This window comes from Kitasatospora sp. NPDC059571 (genome assembly GCF_042735675.1).
In the GTDB taxonomy this organism is placed as follows: domain Bacteria; phylum Actinomycetota; class Actinomycetes; order Streptomycetales; family Streptomycetaceae; genus Kitasatospora.
This window is the reverse complement of record NZ_JBHWBW010000007.1, coordinates 1-16424: the sequence shown is the minus strand read 5'-3', so window position 1 is coordinate 16424 and position 16424 is coordinate 1. Positions and strand designations below refer to the sequence as shown.

The 16424-nt window shown below is 72.6% G+C and carries 12 protein-coding genes; 11 read left to right on the top strand and 1 reads right to left on the bottom strand.

What is annotated here, in order from left to right; all coding sequences use genetic code 11:
- Positions 1–318: 318 nt before the first annotated feature.
- From ACFV0G_RS02335 to rodA, 10 genes are all read left to right on the top strand, one after another.
- Positions 319–843 (top strand): hypothetical protein, encoded by a 525-nt coding sequence (locus ACFV0G_RS02335; RefSeq protein WP_380540233.1) that lies wholly within the window; start codon positions 319–321, stop codon positions 841–843.
- Positions 844–957: 114 nt separating this feature from the next.
- Complete coding sequence (locus tag ACFV0G_RS02330; RefSeq protein WP_380540230.1) at positions 958–3741, top strand: penicillin acylase family protein; 2784 nt, start codon at positions 958–960, stop codon at positions 3739–3741.
- A gap of 75 nt (positions 3742–3816) precedes the next feature.
- Entirely contained in the window at positions 3817–5214 is a 1398-nt protein-coding gene (locus tag ACFV0G_RS02325) for a bifunctional folylpolyglutamate synthase/dihydrofolate synthase (RefSeq protein ID WP_380540227.1), read from the top strand.
- A gap of 7 nt (positions 5215–5221) precedes the next feature.
- The gene (locus ACFV0G_RS02320) at positions 5222–5560 is read left to right on the top strand and encodes a DUF4233 domain-containing protein (RefSeq protein WP_380540224.1); all 339 of its coding nucleotides are present in this window, start codon (positions 5222–5224) and stop codon (positions 5558–5560) included.
- Positions 5561–5658: 98 nt separating this feature from the next.
- Entirely contained in the window at positions 5659–6072 is a 414-nt protein-coding gene (ndk, locus tag ACFV0G_RS02315) for a nucleoside-diphosphate kinase (RefSeq protein ID WP_380540221.1), read from the top strand.
- 341 nt (positions 6073–6413) lie between these two features.
- Positions 6414–7439 (top strand): rod shape-determining protein, encoded by a 1026-nt coding sequence (locus ACFV0G_RS02310; RefSeq protein ID WP_380540295.1) that lies wholly within the window; start codon positions 6414–6416, stop codon positions 7437–7439.
- 63 nt (positions 7440–7502) lie between these two features.
- Positions 7503–8441, top strand: coding sequence for a rod shape-determining protein MreC (gene mreC, locus ACFV0G_RS02305; protein WP_380540218.1), 939 nt, complete (start codon positions 7503–7505; stop codon positions 8439–8441).
- Between the two features lie 2 nt (positions 8442–8443).
- The gene (gene mreD, locus ACFV0G_RS02300) at positions 8444–9082 is read left to right on the top strand and encodes a rod shape-determining protein MreD (RefSeq protein ID WP_380540215.1); all 639 of its coding nucleotides are present in this window, start codon (positions 8444–8446) and stop codon (positions 9080–9082) included.
- Between the two features lie 40 nt (positions 9083–9122).
- The gene (mrdA, locus tag ACFV0G_RS02295; RefSeq protein WP_380540212.1) at positions 9123–11363 is read left to right on the top strand and encodes a penicillin-binding protein 2; all 2241 of its coding nucleotides are present in this window, start codon (positions 9123–9125) and stop codon (positions 11361–11363) included.
- Entirely contained in the window at positions 11360–12559 is a 1200-nt protein-coding gene (gene rodA / locus ACFV0G_RS02290; protein ID WP_380540209.1) for a rod shape-determining protein RodA, read from the top strand. The genes mrdA and rodA overlap by 4 nt, the downstream gene beginning before the upstream one ends.
- 4 nt (positions 12560–12563) lie before the next feature.
- Here rodA and ACFV0G_RS02285 read toward each other — a convergent pair whose 3' ends face one another.
- A complete protein-coding gene (locus ACFV0G_RS02285) occupies positions 12564–13889 on the bottom strand; it encodes a M14 family zinc carboxypeptidase (RefSeq protein ID WP_380540206.1) in 1326 nt (441 codons plus the stop codon).
- Between the two features lie 285 nt (positions 13890–14174).
- On the opposite strand from ACFV0G_RS02285, the gene ACFV0G_RS02280 reads away from it, so the two are divergent.
- Positions 14175–16103, top strand: coding sequence for a TIGR03960 family B12-binding radical SAM protein (locus ACFV0G_RS02280; RefSeq protein ID WP_380540203.1), 1929 nt, complete (start codon positions 14175–14177; stop codon positions 16101–16103).
- The last annotated feature ends 321 nt before the right edge of the window (positions 16104–16424 follow it).

Sequence of the window (16424 nt, the reverse complement as noted above, 5' to 3'; positions counted from 1 at the left end):
CGCGCCCCGCCGCGCCCCCCCCCCCCCTCACCCCCCCCTGGGGCCCGGCGCGCCCCGGGGCCCCCCCCCCGCCCCCGCGGGGCGGCCCCCCCCCGGGGGGGGGGGCGCCCCCTCCGCCGTTTCCGGGCGTCGCGGTGCAGATGCTTTTCGGTCGATCGTGTGCGGTTCTTGATAGTCCGTCCGAAGGTTTCTTCATCGTGTGCACCGAACGCCCGGTTCGTGAATCGCTGTGACCGAAGTCCCGCGAATTTTGTCTCCGTTTCTGTACGGTGTGCAGAAGTCCCCCTGCGGGTGGTGTGACTGACGGGAGAGCACGTCATGGTGGCGACCAGGGAGTTGGCCGACGAACTGCCGATGCGGGAGGTCGAGGCGGCCAAGGCCCGGGCGGCGGCGCTGCTGCTGGCATTCCGGCACGGGAACCAACTGTCCTTCGACGCGCAGCTGGAGCGCATTCTCGACGAGCACGCCGAACGCGAGGTCACCACCCTGCTGGTGTGGATCGCCGCCGAGGCGGTCCGCAAGGCCTACACCCCGGATGCCGGGGACCGGGTGCTGCGGGCGCTGGCCCGCCGGGCCCCCGCCGACACCACCGGGGTGCTGCTCGACGAGGACGGCGCCTGCCCGGCCCGGCTGATCGAGGCCGTCCACGACGGCGACGTCGGCGCGGTGCGCGCGCTGGTGGCTGCCACCCCCGACACCACCTACCTGGTGGGCGGCCTGCTCCAGGCGGTCGCGATGATGCTGCCGCTGCTCCCGGACGGCGAGTGCGCCGAGATCACCGCCGAGCTGCGGCGCCGGCACGGCGGCCGCGGCGCCCAGGTGCCCGAGGCCCGCCGCCGCTGAGTCCGTTCGAACACGGGCGAGTTGTGGCATGCACGCTACTAGGCAGAGTGTCAGCAAGGGTCCTACCGTCGAAAGCCCCAGCACCGCTTCCCGCTGCCCGACGGAGGAGCCTGCATGCCACGACGCCCCCGCACGCCCCGATTTGCGGCCGCCGCCCTCGCCGCGGCACTGATCGCCGTCTTCGCCCCCACCGCCGCCCCCGCGTGGGCCGCCGCCGCCCCCGCCGACTACTGCGCCGGCCGGTGCCTGGACGTCCTGCCGCCCGGTGAGAACGGCAACGCGACCCTCGCCGAGATCCTGCTGAACCGGGTCTTCGGCAGCCGCCCGGCCCACACCGACGACCAGCTCGGCCCGTACGCGGCACTCGCCGGAGGCTACGGCGGCCTCACCGACGGGCAGCTGCGGAACTTTTTCAACGACGCGTCCTTCGGTGTCCCGGCCGACCAGGTCGCCTCCACCGCCCGCCCGCGCGCCGACGTCGCCATCGTCCGCGACAAGGCCACCGGCGTCCCGCACATCACCGGAACCACCCGCTACGGCACCGAGTTCGGCGCCGGCTACGCCGCCGCCCAGGACAGACTCTGGGTGATGGACCTCTTCCGGCACGTCGGCCGCGGCCAGCTCTCCGGCTTCGCCGGCGGCGCCGCCGCCAACCGCCAACTGGAGCAGAGCTTCTGGCAGGCGGCGCCGTACACCGAGGACGAACTCCAGCGGCAGATCGACGCCATCGCCGACCAGGGCGACCGCGCCCGGCAGGCCCTCACCGACGCCGGCGCCTACCTCGACGGCATCAACCAGTACATCCGCGAGGCGTACGGCGGCCGCTACTTCCCCGGCGAGTACGACCTGACCGGCCACATCGACGCGATCACCAACGCCGGGAGCATCGAGCCGTTCAAGCTCACCGACCTGGTCGCGCTCGCCGCCGTGGTCGGCGCCCTGTTCGGCTCCGGCGGCGGCGGCGAACTCGCCTCCGCCCAGGTCAAACTGGCCGCCGAGGCCCGCTACGGCAAGGACGCCGGCGACCGGGTCTGGGCGTCGCTGCGCGAGGCCGACGACCCCGAGGCGGTGCAGACCCTGCACGCCGGGCAGCGCTTCCCGTACGCCCTGCCGCCGAACGACCCGCAGGGCACCGCGATGCCGGACCCGGGCTCCGTCGTCCCCGAGCGGATGGTCTACGACGCCACCGGCTCCGCCCAGCAGAGCGCCACCAAGGCCGCCGGCCTGCTGCCGGGCAACCTGCTCACCGCCAAGCACGGCATGTCCAACGCCCTGCTGGTCTCCGGCTCCCGCACCGACGACGGCCACCCGGTCGCCGTGTTCGGGCCGCAGACCGGCTACTTCGCACCACAGCTGCTCATGCTGGAGGAGCTCCAGGGCCCCGGCATCAGCGCCCGCGGCGCCGCCTTCGCCGGCCTCAGCTTCTACGTCCAGCTCGGCCGCGGCCAGGACTACGCCTGGAGCGCCACCTCGGCCGGCCAGGACATCACCGACACCTACGCGGTGCCGCTGTGCACCACCGACGGCAGCGCCGTCACCCTGGCCGCCGACCACTACCTGAGCCGCGGTGCCTGCGTGCCGCTGGAGCGCCTCGAACGCAAGGACTCCTGGAAGCCCACCACCGCCGACTCCACCGCGGCCGGCTCCTACACCCTGGTGATGTACCGCACCGACTACGGGCTGGTCACCGCCCGCGGCACGGTCGGCGGGAAGCCGGTCGCGTTCACCTCGCTGCGCTCCACCTACCGGCACGAGGCCGACTCGATCATCGGCTTCCAGATGCTCAACGACCCCGGCGCGGTGCACGACCCGGCGAGCTTCCAGCAGGCCGCGCAGAACATCAACTACACCTTCAACTGGTTCTACGCGGACTCCGCGCACATCGCCTACTACAACTCCGGCAACAACCCGGTGCGCGCCCCCGGGGTCGACCCGGGCCTGCCCGTCCTCGCGCAACCCGCCTACGAGTGGCGCGACTTCGACCCCGCCGCGAACACCGCCCGGTACACCCCGGCGGCCGAGCACCCGCAGTCGGTCGACCAGGACTACTACATCTCCTGGAACAACAAGCAGGCCTCCGGCTACGCCGCGGCCGGCTTCGGCAACGGCTCGGTGCACCGCGGCAACCTGCTCGACGACCGGGTACGGGCCCTGCTGGCCGGCGGCGGGAAGGTCAGCCGGGTCTCGCTCACCCAGGCCATGGAGGGCGCGGCCCTGGCCGACCTGCGGGCCGAGGACGTGCTGCCCGAACTGCTCCGGGTGATCCGCAGCGCCCCGGTCACCGACCCGGCGCTGAACACCGCCGTGCAGAAGCTGGAGAACTGGCGGGCGGCCGGCTCGCTGCGCCGCGAGACCTCGCCCGGCAGCCACACCTACGCCGACGCGGACGCCATCCGCACCCTGGACGCCTGGTGGCCGCTGCTCGCCGACGCGGTCTTCCGGCCCGGCCTCGGCGACGGCCTGTACGGCGCGCTCACCGGCGCGCTGCAGATCAACGAGTCGCCGTCCGGCGGGCAGACCGGCGCCACCAGCGGCTCGGTCAGCGCCAACGAGTCGATCCCGCACAAGGGTTCGGCGTTCCAGTACGGCTGGTGGAGCTACCTGGACAAGGACCTGCGCGGCGTCCTCGGCGACCCGGTGGCCGGCCCGCTGGCCCGGCCGTACTGCGGCGGCGGCGACCTCGCGGCGTGCCGCACCGCCCTGCTCGACAGCCTGAAGAAGGCCGCCGCGCAGAGCGCCGCCCAGGTCTACCCGGCGGACGCCGACTGCTCGGCCGGCGACCAGTGGTGTGCCGACACGATCATCCAGCGCCCGCTGGGCGGCGTGACCGACGCGAAGACGACCTGGCAGAACCGGCCGACCTACCAGCAGGTGGTGCAGTTCCCGGCGCACCGCTGAGCGCGCGCGACCGGCGCGGGCGCCCGGACGGGTGCCTGCGCCGGGAGCGGCCCGGCCGCTCCGTAGACTGTGGGGGTGAGCGACAAGGCCGAGCAGAACCCGTACACCTCCCGCCCCGCCGACGAGGCGGCCACCGGCCCCGAGGCCGAGCTGCGCGCGGTCGAGACCGAGCTCTCCGGCCGCTGGCCGGAGAACAAGCTGGAGCCCTCGCTCGACCGGATCAACGCGCTGATGGACATCCTCGGCCAGCCCCAGCGCTCCTACCCGTCGATCCACATCACCGGCACCAACGGCAAGACCTCCACCGCCCGGATGGTCGAGCAGCTGCTCGGCGCGTTCGAACTGCGCACCGGCCGCTACACCAGCCCGCACGTGGAGTCCGTCACCGAGCGGATCAGCCTGGACGGCGCCCCGATCAGCACCGAGAAGTTCGTCGAGACCTACCGCGACATCGAGCCGTACGTGCGGATGGTCGACGAGGGCCAGCCGATCGCGATGTCCTTCTTCGAGGTGCTGACCGGCATGGCGTACGCCGCCTTCGCCGACGCGCCGGTGGACGTCGCGGTGGTCGAGGTCGGCATGGGCGGCTCCTGGGACGCCACCAACGTCATCGACGCGGCGGTCGCGGTGATCACCCCGATCGGCCTGGACCACACCGACAAGCTCGGTGACACGCCCGGCGCGATCGCGGTCGAGAAGTCCGGGATCATCAAGCCCGGCGCGCTCGCCGTGGTCGCCCAGCAGCCGCTGGACGCCGCGCAGACCATCCTCGCGCACGCCGTCGAGGTGGACGCGACGGTGGCCCGCGAGGGCATGGAGTTCGGCGTGATCCGCCGCGAGGTCGCGGTCGGCGGGCAGCTGGTCACCCTGCGCGGGCTCGGCGGCGCCGAGTACGAGGACGTCTTCATCCCGCTGCACGGCGCACACCAGGCGCACAACGCGTCGCTCGCGCTGGCCGCGGTCGAGGCGTTCTTCGGCGTCGGCGCCACCGGCGGCGGCCAGCTGGACGTGGACAAGGTGCGCTCCGCGTTCTCCGGGGTCAGCTCCCCGGGCCGGATGGAGGTCGTCCGGCGCAGCCCCACCGTCATCCTGGACGCCGCGCACAACCCGCACGGCGCGCAGGCCACGGTCGCCGCGATCGGCGAGGCCTTCGGCTTCACCAAGCTGGTCGGCGTCATCGCCACCAGCGGGGACAAGGACGTCGCCGGCCTGCTGGAGGTCTTCGAGCCGGTGCTCGCCGAGGTGGTGATCACCCAGAACTCCACCCACCGCGCGATGCCGGTCGACGAGCTGGCCGCGCTCGCGGTGGACATCTTCGGTGAGGATCGTGTGCAGGTCGAGCCGCGGCTCGACGACGCGATCGACGCCGCCGTCACGCTCGCCGAGGAGGAGGACCTCGGCGGCGCCGGCGTCCTGGTCACCGGCTCGGTCATCACGGTGGGCGAGGCGCGCCTGCTGTTCGGAAGGAAGTAGTACCCCGATGCGGACCCTGTGCTCCTCGACCCTGATCGGCGAGGCCCTGCTGATCATGTTCGCCGGCCTCGTCGCGATGCGGCTGTCCGACGTGCCGGCCGGCACGATCTGGGCGGTCAGCGGCGTCGCGATGCTGCTGTGCGTGCTGCTCTGCGGCATGCTCGGCCGCCCCGGTGCGGTCGCCGTCGGCTGGGCGCTGCAGATCGGCCTGATCGCCAGCGGCCTGGTGCTGCCGACCATGTACGGCCTGGGCGCGGTGTTCGCCGCCCTGTGGTGGTGCTCGGTGCACTACGGCCGCCGGATCGACGAGATCAAGGCCGCCCGGGCCGCCGCGGCCGCTGCGTAGCGCTCATCCGGCTCCGGCCGCATCCGCGCTGCTCACGCAAGGTAGTGTCTGACGTGGTCGCCCACACCACGCAGACCCCGATCCCCTGGAGCCGTACCGTGACCCAGCGCACCCTCGTCCTGCTCAAGCCCGACGCCGTCGCGCGCGGCCTGGCCGGCGAGATCATCAGCCGCATCGAGCGCAAGGCGAACTGGCGGCTCGCCGCCGTCGAGCTGCGCACCTTCGACCGGGCCACGCTGGAGCACCACTACGCGGAGCACGTCGGCCGCCCGTTCTACGAGCCGCTGCTGGAGTTCATGACCTCCGGCCCGTCGATCGCCCTGATCGTCGAGGGCGAGAACGTCGTCCCCGGCATCCGCGCGCTGGCCGGCGCCACCGACCCGCTGCAGGCCGGGCCCGGCACGATCCGCGGCGACTTCGCCACCATCACCCGGGAGAACCTGATCCACGCCTCCGACTCCGCGGAGTCCGCCGAGCGCGAGATCAAGATCTTCTTCCCGGCGCACGCCTGACCGTCCGGGGACGACCCGACGACCCTCCGTGGACGCAGGGCCCGCGGCTGCCAAGCCGTGGGCCCGTCCAGGTGAATCTCACCTTTTCATCGTCAAATACGGAACCCTGAGTCCCGACACGGCGTCCCAATCCCGGGAAGAACACGCCGCCCGCCGGAGAATGGCCAGCATGCCGTACCACGCGGTCCGCCCCGGACAGGCCTGGCTACGATGGACGCAACTCATGGGCGAGGTACGGCTGCTCAGCTGATGTCAGCCCTGTCGTGGGCGCGCGCGACCGGCCCACTCCCCGCAATGGACACCGAGCTCGGGAAGGCACTGCACACCCCATGGCCAACAATCTGTCGTTCATCGGCCGTGACCTTGCTATCGACCTCGGCACTGCCAACACGCTGGTGTACGTCAGGGGCAAGGGGATCGTCCTCAACGAGCCGTCCGTCGTGGCGGTGAACACCAACACCGGCGGCATCCTCGCGGTGGGCGCCGAGGCCAAGAAGATGATCGGGCGCACGCCCGGCAACATCGTGGCCATCCGCCCGCTCAAGGACGGCGTCATCGCCGACTTCGAGATCACCGAGCGAATGCTCCGGTACTTCATCCTCAAGATCCACCGGCGCCGCTACCTGGCCCGCCCCCGGGTCGTGGTCTGCGTGCCCTCCGGCATCACCGGGGTCGAGCGCCGCGCCGTGATCGAGGCCAGCGCCCAGGCGGGCGCACGCCAGGTCCACATCATCGAGGAGCCGATGGCCGCCGCGATCGGCGCCGGCCTGCCCGTCCACGAGGCCACCGGCAACATGGTGGTCGACATCGGCGGCGGCACCACCGAGGTCGCGGTCATCTCGCTCGGCGGCATCGTCACCGCGCAGTCCCTGCGGGTCGCCGGCGACGAGCTGGACAACGCCATCGTCCAGCACATCAAGAAGGAGTACAGCCTCCTCCTCGGCGAGCGCAGCGCCGAGCAGATCAAGATGTCCATCGGCTCCGCGTTCGCCCTGGAGGGCGAGAAGGACGAGCACGCCGAGATCCGCGGGCGCGACCTCGTCAGCGGCCTGCCGAAGACCGTGGTCATCTCCGCCGCCGAGGTCCGCGAGGCCATCGACGAGCCGGTGAACTCCATCATCGACGCCGTCAAGACCACCCTCGACCAGTGCCCGCCGGAGCTCGCCGGCGACGTCATGGACCGCGGCATCGTGCTCACCGGCGGCGGCGCCCTGCTGCGCGGCCTCGACGAGCGGCTGCGCCGGGAGACCGGCATGCCGATCCACATCGCCGAGAACCCGCTGGACTCCGTCGCACTCGGCTCCGGCAAGTGCGTCGAGGAGTTCGAGGCGCTCCAGCAGGTGCTGGACGCCCAGCCCCGGCGCTGACGCCGCGGCCCGCACCACCAACTGAACAACCGGTACCAGGGAACGAAGGGGCGCTCCAGCACCGTGAGGGACACACGTGAGAGCCGGCTACTGCTCATCCTGCTGGTCGCGGTCGCCTTCGCCCTGATCACCGTCGACATCAAGGGCGGCGAGGACTCGCCGCTGGTCGGGGCCCGCCGGGCGGCGGCGCACCTGCTCGGCCCCGTCGAGAGCGGCACCGCCGACCTGGTCAACCCGGTCGCCGGCACCATCCGGGCCGTCCGGGACGCCTCCACCCACCAGCAGCGGCTCGACCAGATCACCCGGGAGAACACCGAGCTGCGCCAGCGGCTCGCCTCCTCCGACACCGCCGGCGGGCGCACCAAGCAGCTCGACGACCTGCTGCGCACCGCCGGCTCGGGCGGATACACCATCAAGGCCGCCCAGGTGATCGCGATCGGCGCCGCCCAGGGCTTCTCCTGGACCATCACCATCGACGCCGGCAGCGACGACGGCCTGACCCGCGACATGACCGTCATCAACGGCCAGGGGCTGGTCGGCCGGATCACCACGGTCGCCCCGACCACTGCCACCGTGCTGCTCGCCTCGGACCCCGGCTTCACCGCCGGCGTCCGCCTGGAGGGCAGCGACGAGATCGGCTTCGCGGCCGGCCAGGGCACCAGCCCGATGCGGGTCGAACTGCTGAACGGCAAGGCGCAGGTCAAGAACGGCGACCGGGTCGTCAGCTTCGGCTCGCACAGCGGCCGGCCGTTCGTCCCCGGCGTCCCGGTCGGCAAGGTCGTCGAGGTCCAGGCCACGCCCGGCCAGCTCACCAAGACCGTGCTGGTCGAGCCGTACGTGCAGTTCACCCGGCTCGACCTGATCGGCGTCGTGGTGGTGCCGCCGCGCGCCGACCCGCGCGACTCGGTGCTGCCGCCCAAGCCCGCCGCCCCGGCGAGCGCCCCGGCCGCCCAGCCGCAGCTGCCCGCCAGCCCGTCCGCCACCACCGCCGGGGGGAACTGACCGTGCGTGTGACCCGCATCCTGCTCTCCGCCGTCCTGCTGCTGCTCGCCCTGGTCGTCCAGGTCAGCGTGCTCGGCCGGCTCCAGCTCCCCGGGGCCACCCCGGACCTCATGCTCCTGGTCGTGCTCGGCCTGGCCCTGGTCTACGGCCCCGCCGGCGGCTGCCTGGTCGGCTTCGCGGCCGGCCTGCTGGCCGACGTCGCACCGCCGTCCGACCACGCCATCGGCCGCTACGCCCTGGTGCTCTGCCTGATGGGCTACGCCGCCGGACTGCTCCGCCCGAACGCCGGCCGCCAGCGCTCCGCGCTCAGCGCGCTGACGGTCGTGGCGAGCGCCGCCGTCCTCTCCACGCTGCTCTACGCCTCCGTCGGCGCCCTGGTCGGCGACACGGCGGCCCGTCACGTCGGCCTGGCCGGCCTGGTCTTCAGCGCCCTGCTCTACGACGTGCTGCTCGCCCCGTTCGTGGTGCCCGCCGTGATGCTGCTGGCCCGCCGGTTCGACGGGGGAACCGCCGAGGCGGAGACCGACGACCCGGGCGGCTCCGGCCTGGGCAGCCTGGCCCGGTACAAGACCACCCGGGAGGCTTCGCCGGTGCCGACCTACAAGAAGAAGCGCACGCTCGGCCTCGCCCGCCGCCCGTGAGCCTCCCGACAGCCCAGACCCTCCCGGAGGGGGACGTTCGTTGAGCAACATCCCGGAGACCGGCCGGACCCGCCGTCTGACGATCCGCCTGGTGGTCCTGCAGATCCTGGTGCTCTCCCTGCTCGCCACGCTCGGCGGGCGGCTCTGGTACCTGCAGATCCGCACCGGCAGCCAGTACGCGGCCAAGGCCCAGGGCAACCACATCCGGGAGGTCGTCGAGCCCGCCGTGCGCGGCGAGATCCTCGACGCCGACGGCCGGGTGATGGTCGGCAACCAGACCAAACTGGTGGTCTCGGTCAGCCGCACCTCCCTGCTCCAGCAGAAGGACAAGGGCAAGGCGGTGCTCACCCGGCTGGCCGACGTCCTCGGGATGCCCGCCAAGGACGTCCAGGACAAGGTCCGGCTCTGCGACGCCAAGACCCCCAAGCCCTGCTGGAACGGTTCTCCCTACCAGCCGATCCCGGTGACCCAGCAGGCCACCACCCAGCAGGCGATGCAGATAATGGAGCGCCGCGAGGACTTCCCCGGCGTCACCGCCCAGCCGACCGCCGTCCGCAGCTACACCGGGGTCGAGGGCGCCAGCGCCGCCCAGGTGCTCGGCTACCTCTCGCCCGTGACGGACGAGGAGGTCACCAAGACCGCCGACAAGACCGGCCGCGAGCGCCGGCTGCCCTCCGACCAGATCGGCCGGGCCGGCCTGGAGTCCGTCTACGACGACGACCTGCGCGGCACCACCGGCGTCGACAAGCTGGAGGTCGACAACCTCGGCAAGGTCATCGGCAGCGCCGGCACCGTGCCCGCCCAGCCCGGCAACAACCTGGTGACCAGCATCGACGCCCGGGTCCAGAAGACCGTCGAGGACCAGCTCCAGCAGGCGATGACCGACGCCCGCAAGGTCTACGACAACGAGACCCACAAGAACTACGAGGCCGACTCCGGCGCCGCCGTCGTCATGGACGTCCACACCGGCCGGATCATCGCGATGGCCAGCGCCCCGACCTTCGACCCCAACCTGTGGGTCGGCGGCATCTCGGCCAAGGACTACGCGGCCCTGAACGACAAGTCGTCCAACTACCCGCTGATCAACCGCGCCATCCAGGGCCTGTCCGCCCCCGGCTCCACCTTCAAGGTGATCTCCACGACCGCGGCCGTCCAGGCCGGCTACTCGCTCGACGGCCACTACCCGTGCCCGCCGAGCATGACCATCGGCGGCCGCGTCTTCAAGAACTTCGAGGGCGAGAGCTTCGGCGACATCTCGCTGGAGAAGGCCCTGGAGATCTCCTGCGACACCGTCTTCTACGGCCTGGCCTACGACCAGTGGCAGAAGGACGGCGGCATCAAGCCGAAGAATCCCGCCGACTGGTTCACCAAGACCGCCCACGAGTACGGCCTCGGCGCCAAGACCGGCGTCGACCTGCCGGGCGAGGTCGCCGGCCGGGTGCCCGACCGCCAGTGGAAGCAGTCCTTCTTCGACGCCAACAAGGACTCCTGGTGCGCCCAGGCGGCCAAGGGCGGCCACGAGTACGCCGACGAGATCGCCCGCGAGAACTGCGTCGACGGCAACGTGATGCGCGCCGGTGACGCGGTCAACTTCGCGATCGGCCAGGGCGACACGCTCGTCACCCCGCTCCAGATGGCCCGGATCTACTCGGCGCTCTCCAACGGCGGCACCCTCTACCGGCCCTCCATCGGCAAGGCGATCATGAGCCCGGACGGCAAGCTCGTCCGCGACATCGCCCCCCACGTCGACGGCAAGATCCCCGCCCAGGGCAAGCTGCTGGACTACATCGACCAGGCCACCGCGGGCGTCGTCACCAGCGGCACCGCCGCCTGGAAGTTCGTCGGCGCGGGCTGGCCCCAGGGCAAGATCGAACTGCACGCCAAGACCGGTACCGCGGAGGTCGCCGGCAAGCAGACCACGTCCTGGCTGACCACCTACAGTGCCGACTACGCGGTCGTGATGACGATAAGCCAAGGCGGCACCGGCTCCGGCGGCTCCGGCGACTCCGTCCGCCGGATCTACCAGGCGCTGTACGGCGTCGACGACAAGGGCGGCGTCGACAACTCCAAGGCCCTGCTGCCCAAGCCGCAGGCCCAGCTGCCCAAGTTCAACCCCGACGGCACGGCCATCATCAAGCAGGCCGACTACCCCGGCGGCCAGGCCTACCCGACCGGCGCCGAGTTCCTCGACCCGACCCCGGCCACCGGCACCGCCGACCCGGCCCCGCTCGACCTCCTCGCCGTCGAACCCACCCGCGCCACCGGAAGGAGCCGGGCATGACCTCGTACGGCTCGTACCGCACCGTCCGGCTCGCCCCGCAGCGCGGCGGGATGTCCAAGGTCCTCGCCAAGGACGCCCCGCTGCGCCGGATGGACTGGATCATGGTCCTGGCGGCGCTCGCACTCTCCTTCGGCAGCTCCCTGCTGGTCTGGTCGGCCACCCGCGGCCGGGACGCCCTCACCCACGGCGACCCGCAGTACTTCCTCTACCGGCACCTCACCAACGCCCTGGTCGGCATCGCGCTCTGCGCGGTGACGGTCGCCATAGGGACCCGCCGGCTGCGCACCGCAGTGCCGTTCTTCTACGTCGCCGTCCTGCTGCTGCTCGCCGCCACGCTCAGCCCGCTCGGCTCCACCATCAACGGCGCGCACTCCTGGATCCAGTTCGGCGGCGGCTTCTCGCTGCAGCCCGCCGAGTTCGCCAAGCTCGCGATCGTCGTGATGATGGCCGTCGTGCTCTCCGCCCAGGTGGACGCCGGCGAACGGGAGTTCCCGGCCACCCGCAGCGTCCTCCAGGCGCTGGCGCTCGCCGCGCTGCCGATGGGCGTCATCATGCTGATGCCCGACCTCGGCTCGGTGATGGTGATGGCCGTCGTCATCATGGGCATCCTGCTGGCCTCCGGCGCGGCCAACCGATGGGTGTTCGGCCTGCTCGCGGCCGGCGGCGCCGGCGCCGTGGTGGTCTGGAAGCTCGGCATCCTCAGCAAGTACCAGATCGACCGCTTCGCGGCCTTCGCCAACCCCTCGCTGGACCCGGCCGGCGTCGGCTACAACACCGCCCAGGCCCGGATCGCCATCGGCTCCGGCGGCCTCACCGGCATGGGCCTGTTCCACGGCTTCCAGACCACCGGCCAGTTCGTCCCCGAGCAGCAGACCGACTTCGTCTTCAGCGTCGCCGGCGAGGAGCTCGGCTTCGTCGGCGGCCTCGCCCTGATCGGCCTGCTCGGCGTCATCCTCTGGCGCGGCTGCCGGATCGCCCGCCAGGCCACCGACCTGTACGGCACCGTGCTCGCGGCCGGCGTGGTCACCTGGTTCGCCTTCCAGGCGTTCGAGAACATCGGAATGAACCTCGGCATCATGCCGGTGGCCGGCATCCCGCTGCCGTTCGTCTCCTACGGCGGATCCTCGATGTTCGCCGTCTGGATCGCCGTCGGGCTGCTCCAGTCCGTCCGCTCGCAGCGGCCGATAGGGATCTGACCCCTCAGGCCAGGCCGTCGAAGACCGCCACCACCGTCCGGGCCTGGTGCCCCACCTGGTCCCGGACGGGCACCCAGCGGGCCCCGAACCGGTCCCGCAGCCGGGAGCAGCGCTCCGCGACCAGCCGCGCCACCCGCTGCCGCAGCGGCCCCACCGCCGGGCCCTCCGCGTCGGCCAGCAGCCGGGCCAGCATCGCGGTGATCCGCAGCGGCATCCGGTGGGTCTGGATCTCGATCCCGGCCAGGTCCGCCCGGGTCAGGTCGGACAGCGGCCCCGCGCCGGCCGCCACCGCCGGCTCCCAGTCGCGGGCCTGCCGCGGCGCCACCGCCAGATGCCACTCCACCGACCGCAGCAGCGGCCCGTGCGGGGTGCGCAGCAGCGGCCTGATCTGCGCCAGCAGCTCCGCCAGCGGCTCGTTCTCGGCCCGCAGGGTCCGGGCCGCGGCGGCCAGCGCCCGCTCCGGATCGGCCGACGGCGCACGGTCGGACACCACCGGCGCGGCCCACATCGGCACCTCGACCACCGCCGTCACCGCCCCGTAGCGCTGCGCGTGCGACCAGGTCGAACAGGCCGGGTCCTCGGTCAGCGCGCTCCCGTCCGCCGGGGCGGCCGCCGACGGCATCAGATAGGTGCCCGGACCGGGGCTCGGCCAGCGGAACGCGTCGTACGGGCCGCGCTCCAGCGGGACCCCGGCCGCCGCGGCCGACCGGGCGAACGGCTCGGCCAGCCCCGGCACGTCCCCGGTGAGCTGGACGAAACTGCCGCCCACGTCCACCCCGTGCAGCGAGCACTGCAGGAAGGGCCGCAGCTCGTCGATCACCCCGGTCAGCGCGGTCGTCTCCGGCAGGGTGGCCCAGTCCGCCCCCGGCGGCGGCAGCCACTCCGGCTGGCCGTCCACCGCGGGCCGGTAGAAGTAGCGGTAGTGCCGCTCCATGGTGAGCGGCCCGCGCAGCCAGCCCTCGGTGAGCGCGGCGCCGTCCGGATCGAGGCAGAGCAGGAAGTTCCAGGTGACCGACGAACCGCGGCGCAGCCGGGGCTCGTGCACGGCCCGCTCGGCCAGGTGCAGCGCCGTGGCCGTGCCGACCGGCTCGTTGGGGTGCGGGCCGCCGACCGCCAGCACGTGCCGCGGCCCGTCGCCGACCGAGAGCAGCACCAGCGGCCGCCCGCCGCGCGACGTCCCGACCTGACGCACCGCCACCAGCCCGGGGTGCAGCGCGGCCAGCCGCGCGGCCCGCGCCGCTGCCTGGGAGGCCCCGACGAACCCGCCGGGACCGCCGAGCACCGGGACGCCGTGCCGGGCCCCCGCGAACCGGACTCCTGCCTCACCCATGCGCTCAGTAGCCCCTGTCGACCTCGTGCGAACTCCCTTTGCCCACACTCTGATCGGTCACAGCTGGCTCCGTTGGGTCGGCGGTGCGCATGACGCGGCGGTGCCCTGCCAGTAGTCCACGGGTGCACGGAGCGTGTCAACACCGTTGCGGTGCGGTCCGGGCGCACGCGCCCCGGGCTCCGGCGCCCGCGCCCCGCCCTCCCGGCCCGGGCGCACCGGCCGAGCACGCAGGGCGGTTCGGCTACCCTTGAGGGTCACCAGTTTTCTTCGAAAAGGTCCTTGCGCATGACTGTCGAATCGGTCTTCCCACGCCTGGAGGCCCTCCTCCCGCACGTCCAGAAGCCGATCCAGTACGTCGGTGGCGAGCTCAACTCGACCGTCAAGGACTGGGACGCCTGTGACGTCCGCTGGGCGCTGATGTACCCGGACGCCTACGAGGTCGGCCTCCCCAACCAGGGCGTGATGATCCTCTACGAGGTGCTCAACGAGCGCGAGGGCGTGCTCGCCGAGCGCACCTACAGCGTCTGGCCCGACCTCGAGGCCCTGATGCGCGAGCACGGCGTCCCGCAGTTCACCGTGGACGCCCACCGCCCGGTGAAGGCCTTCGACGTCTTCGGCCTGTCCTTCTCCACCGAGCTCGGCTACACCAACATGCTGACCGCGCTCGACCTCGCGGGCATCCCGCTGGAGTCCAAGGACCGCGGCATCGACGACCCGATCGTCCTCGCCGGCGGCCACGCCGCCTTCAACCCCGAGCCGGTCGCGGACTTCCTCGACTGCGCCGTGGTCGGCGACGGCGAGCAGGCCGTCCTCGACATGACGGAGATCATCCGCGCCTGGAAGGCCGAGGGCCGGCCCGGCGGCCGGGACGAGGTGCTGCTGCGCCTGGCCAAGACCGGCGGCGTGTACGTCCCGCGCTTCTACGACGTCGAGTACCTCCCGGACGGCCGGATCGGCCGCGTCGTGCCGAACCGCCCCGGCGTGCCGTGGCGGGTCTCCAAGCACACCGTGATGGACCTCGACGAGTGGCCGTACCCGAAGCAGCCGCTGGTGCCGCTCGCCGAGACGGTCCACGAGCGGATGTCGGTGGAGATCTTCCGCGGCTGCACCCGCGGCTGCCGCTTCTGCCAGGCCGGCATGATCACGCGCCCCGTGCGGGAGCGAAGCATCACCGGCATCGGCGAGATGGTGGACCGCGGCCTCAAGGCGACCGGCTTCGAGGAGGTCGGCCTGCTGTCGCTGTCCAGCGCCGACCACTCCGAGATCGCCGACATCACCAAGGGCCTGGCGGACCGCTACGCCGAGGACAAGGTCGGCCTGTCGCTGCCGTCCACCCGTGTCGACGCCTTCAACATCGACCTGGCCAACGAGCTCTCCCGCAACGGCCGGCGCTCCGGCCTCACCTTCGCCCCCGAGGGCGGCAGTGAGCGCATCCGCAAGGTGATCAACAAGATGGTGTCCGAGGAGGACCTCATCAACACGGTCGGCGCCGCGTACGGCAACGGCTGGCGCCAGGTGAAGCTGTACTTCATGTGCGGCCTGCCCACCGAGACCGACGAGGACGTCCTGCAGATCGGCGAGATGGCGAAGAACGTCATCGCCAAGGGCCGCGAGGTCACCGGCGGCAACGACATCCGCTGCACCGTCTCCATCGGCGGGTTCGTGCCCAAGCCGCACACCCCGTTCCAGTGGGCGCCGCAGCTGTCCGCCGAGGACACCGACGCCCGCCTGGCCAAGCTGCGCGACTCCATCCGCGGCGACCGCAAGTTCGGCAAGAACATCGGCTTCCGCTACCACGACGGCAAGCCCGGCATCATCGAGGGCCTGCTGTCCCGCGGCGACCGCCGGGTCGGCGCCGTGATCCGCGCGGTCTACGACGACGGCGGCCGCTTCGACGGCTGGCGCGAGCACTTCTCCTTCGACCGCTGGATGGCCTGCGCCGACAAGGGCCTGGCCGGCACCGGCGTGGACGTCGACTGGTACACCACCCGCGAGCGCACCTACGAGGAGGTGCTGCCCTGGGACCACCTGGACAGCGGCCTCGACAAGGACTGGCTCTGGGAGGACTGGCAGGACGCCCTGGAGGAGGTCGAGGTCGAGGACTGCCGCTGGACCCCGTGCTTCGACTGCGGCGTGTGTCCGCAGCTCGGCCTGGACATCCAGATCGGCCCCACCGGCCAGAAGCTCCTGCCGTTGACCGTGGTCAACAAGTAGCGGTACGCCTGCCGACGGCCCCCTCCCGACACCCCGGCGGGGGGCGCGGGGGGGAGCCGGGGGGGGGGGCGCGCGGGCGCCCCCGGGCGCGCCCCCCCACGGCTCGCGGCTGGAGTGCCGTTCGGCGATCGCGGCGTGCAGCTCCTCCGGCCCGTCGTACGGCCGGCCGAGGTCGACCTCGGCGGCCAGCAGCGGGGCGCCGGCGTCCGGGAGCAGCCGGGCCGGGGGGGTGGGGGGCTCGGGGGGGGGCGGGGGGCGGGCGCCCCGCCCCCCCCCGCCGGGGGGGGGCGCGGGGTGTGGGGGGCGCCCGCGCACCCCCCG

What these genes read in the sequence shown, in the direction of transcription:
- ACFV0G_RS02335 (WP_380540233.1), top strand. Translation starts at nt 319, where the DNA reads ATGGTGGCGACCAGGGAGTTGGCCGACGAACTGCCGATGCGGGAGGTC.
- ACFV0G_RS02330 (WP_380540230.1), top strand. Translation starts at nt 958, where the DNA reads ATGCCACGACGCCCCCGCACGCCCCGATTTGCGGCCGCCGCCCTCGCC.
- ACFV0G_RS02320 (WP_380540224.1), top strand. Translation starts at nt 5,222, where the DNA reads ATGCGGACCCTGTGCTCCTCGACCCTGATCGGCGAGGCCCTGCTGATC.
- rodA (WP_380540209.1), top strand. Translation starts at nt 11,360, where the DNA reads ATGACCTCGTACGGCTCGTACCGCACCGTCCGGCTCGCCCCGCAGCGC.
- ACFV0G_RS02285 (WP_380540206.1), bottom strand. Translation starts at nt 13,889, where the DNA reads ATGGGTGAGGCAGGAGTCCGGTTCGCGGGGGCCCGGCACGGCGTCCCG.
- ACFV0G_RS02280 (WP_380540203.1), top strand. Translation starts at nt 14,175, where the DNA reads ATGACTGTCGAATCGGTCTTCCCACGCCTGGAGGCCCTCCTCCCGCAC.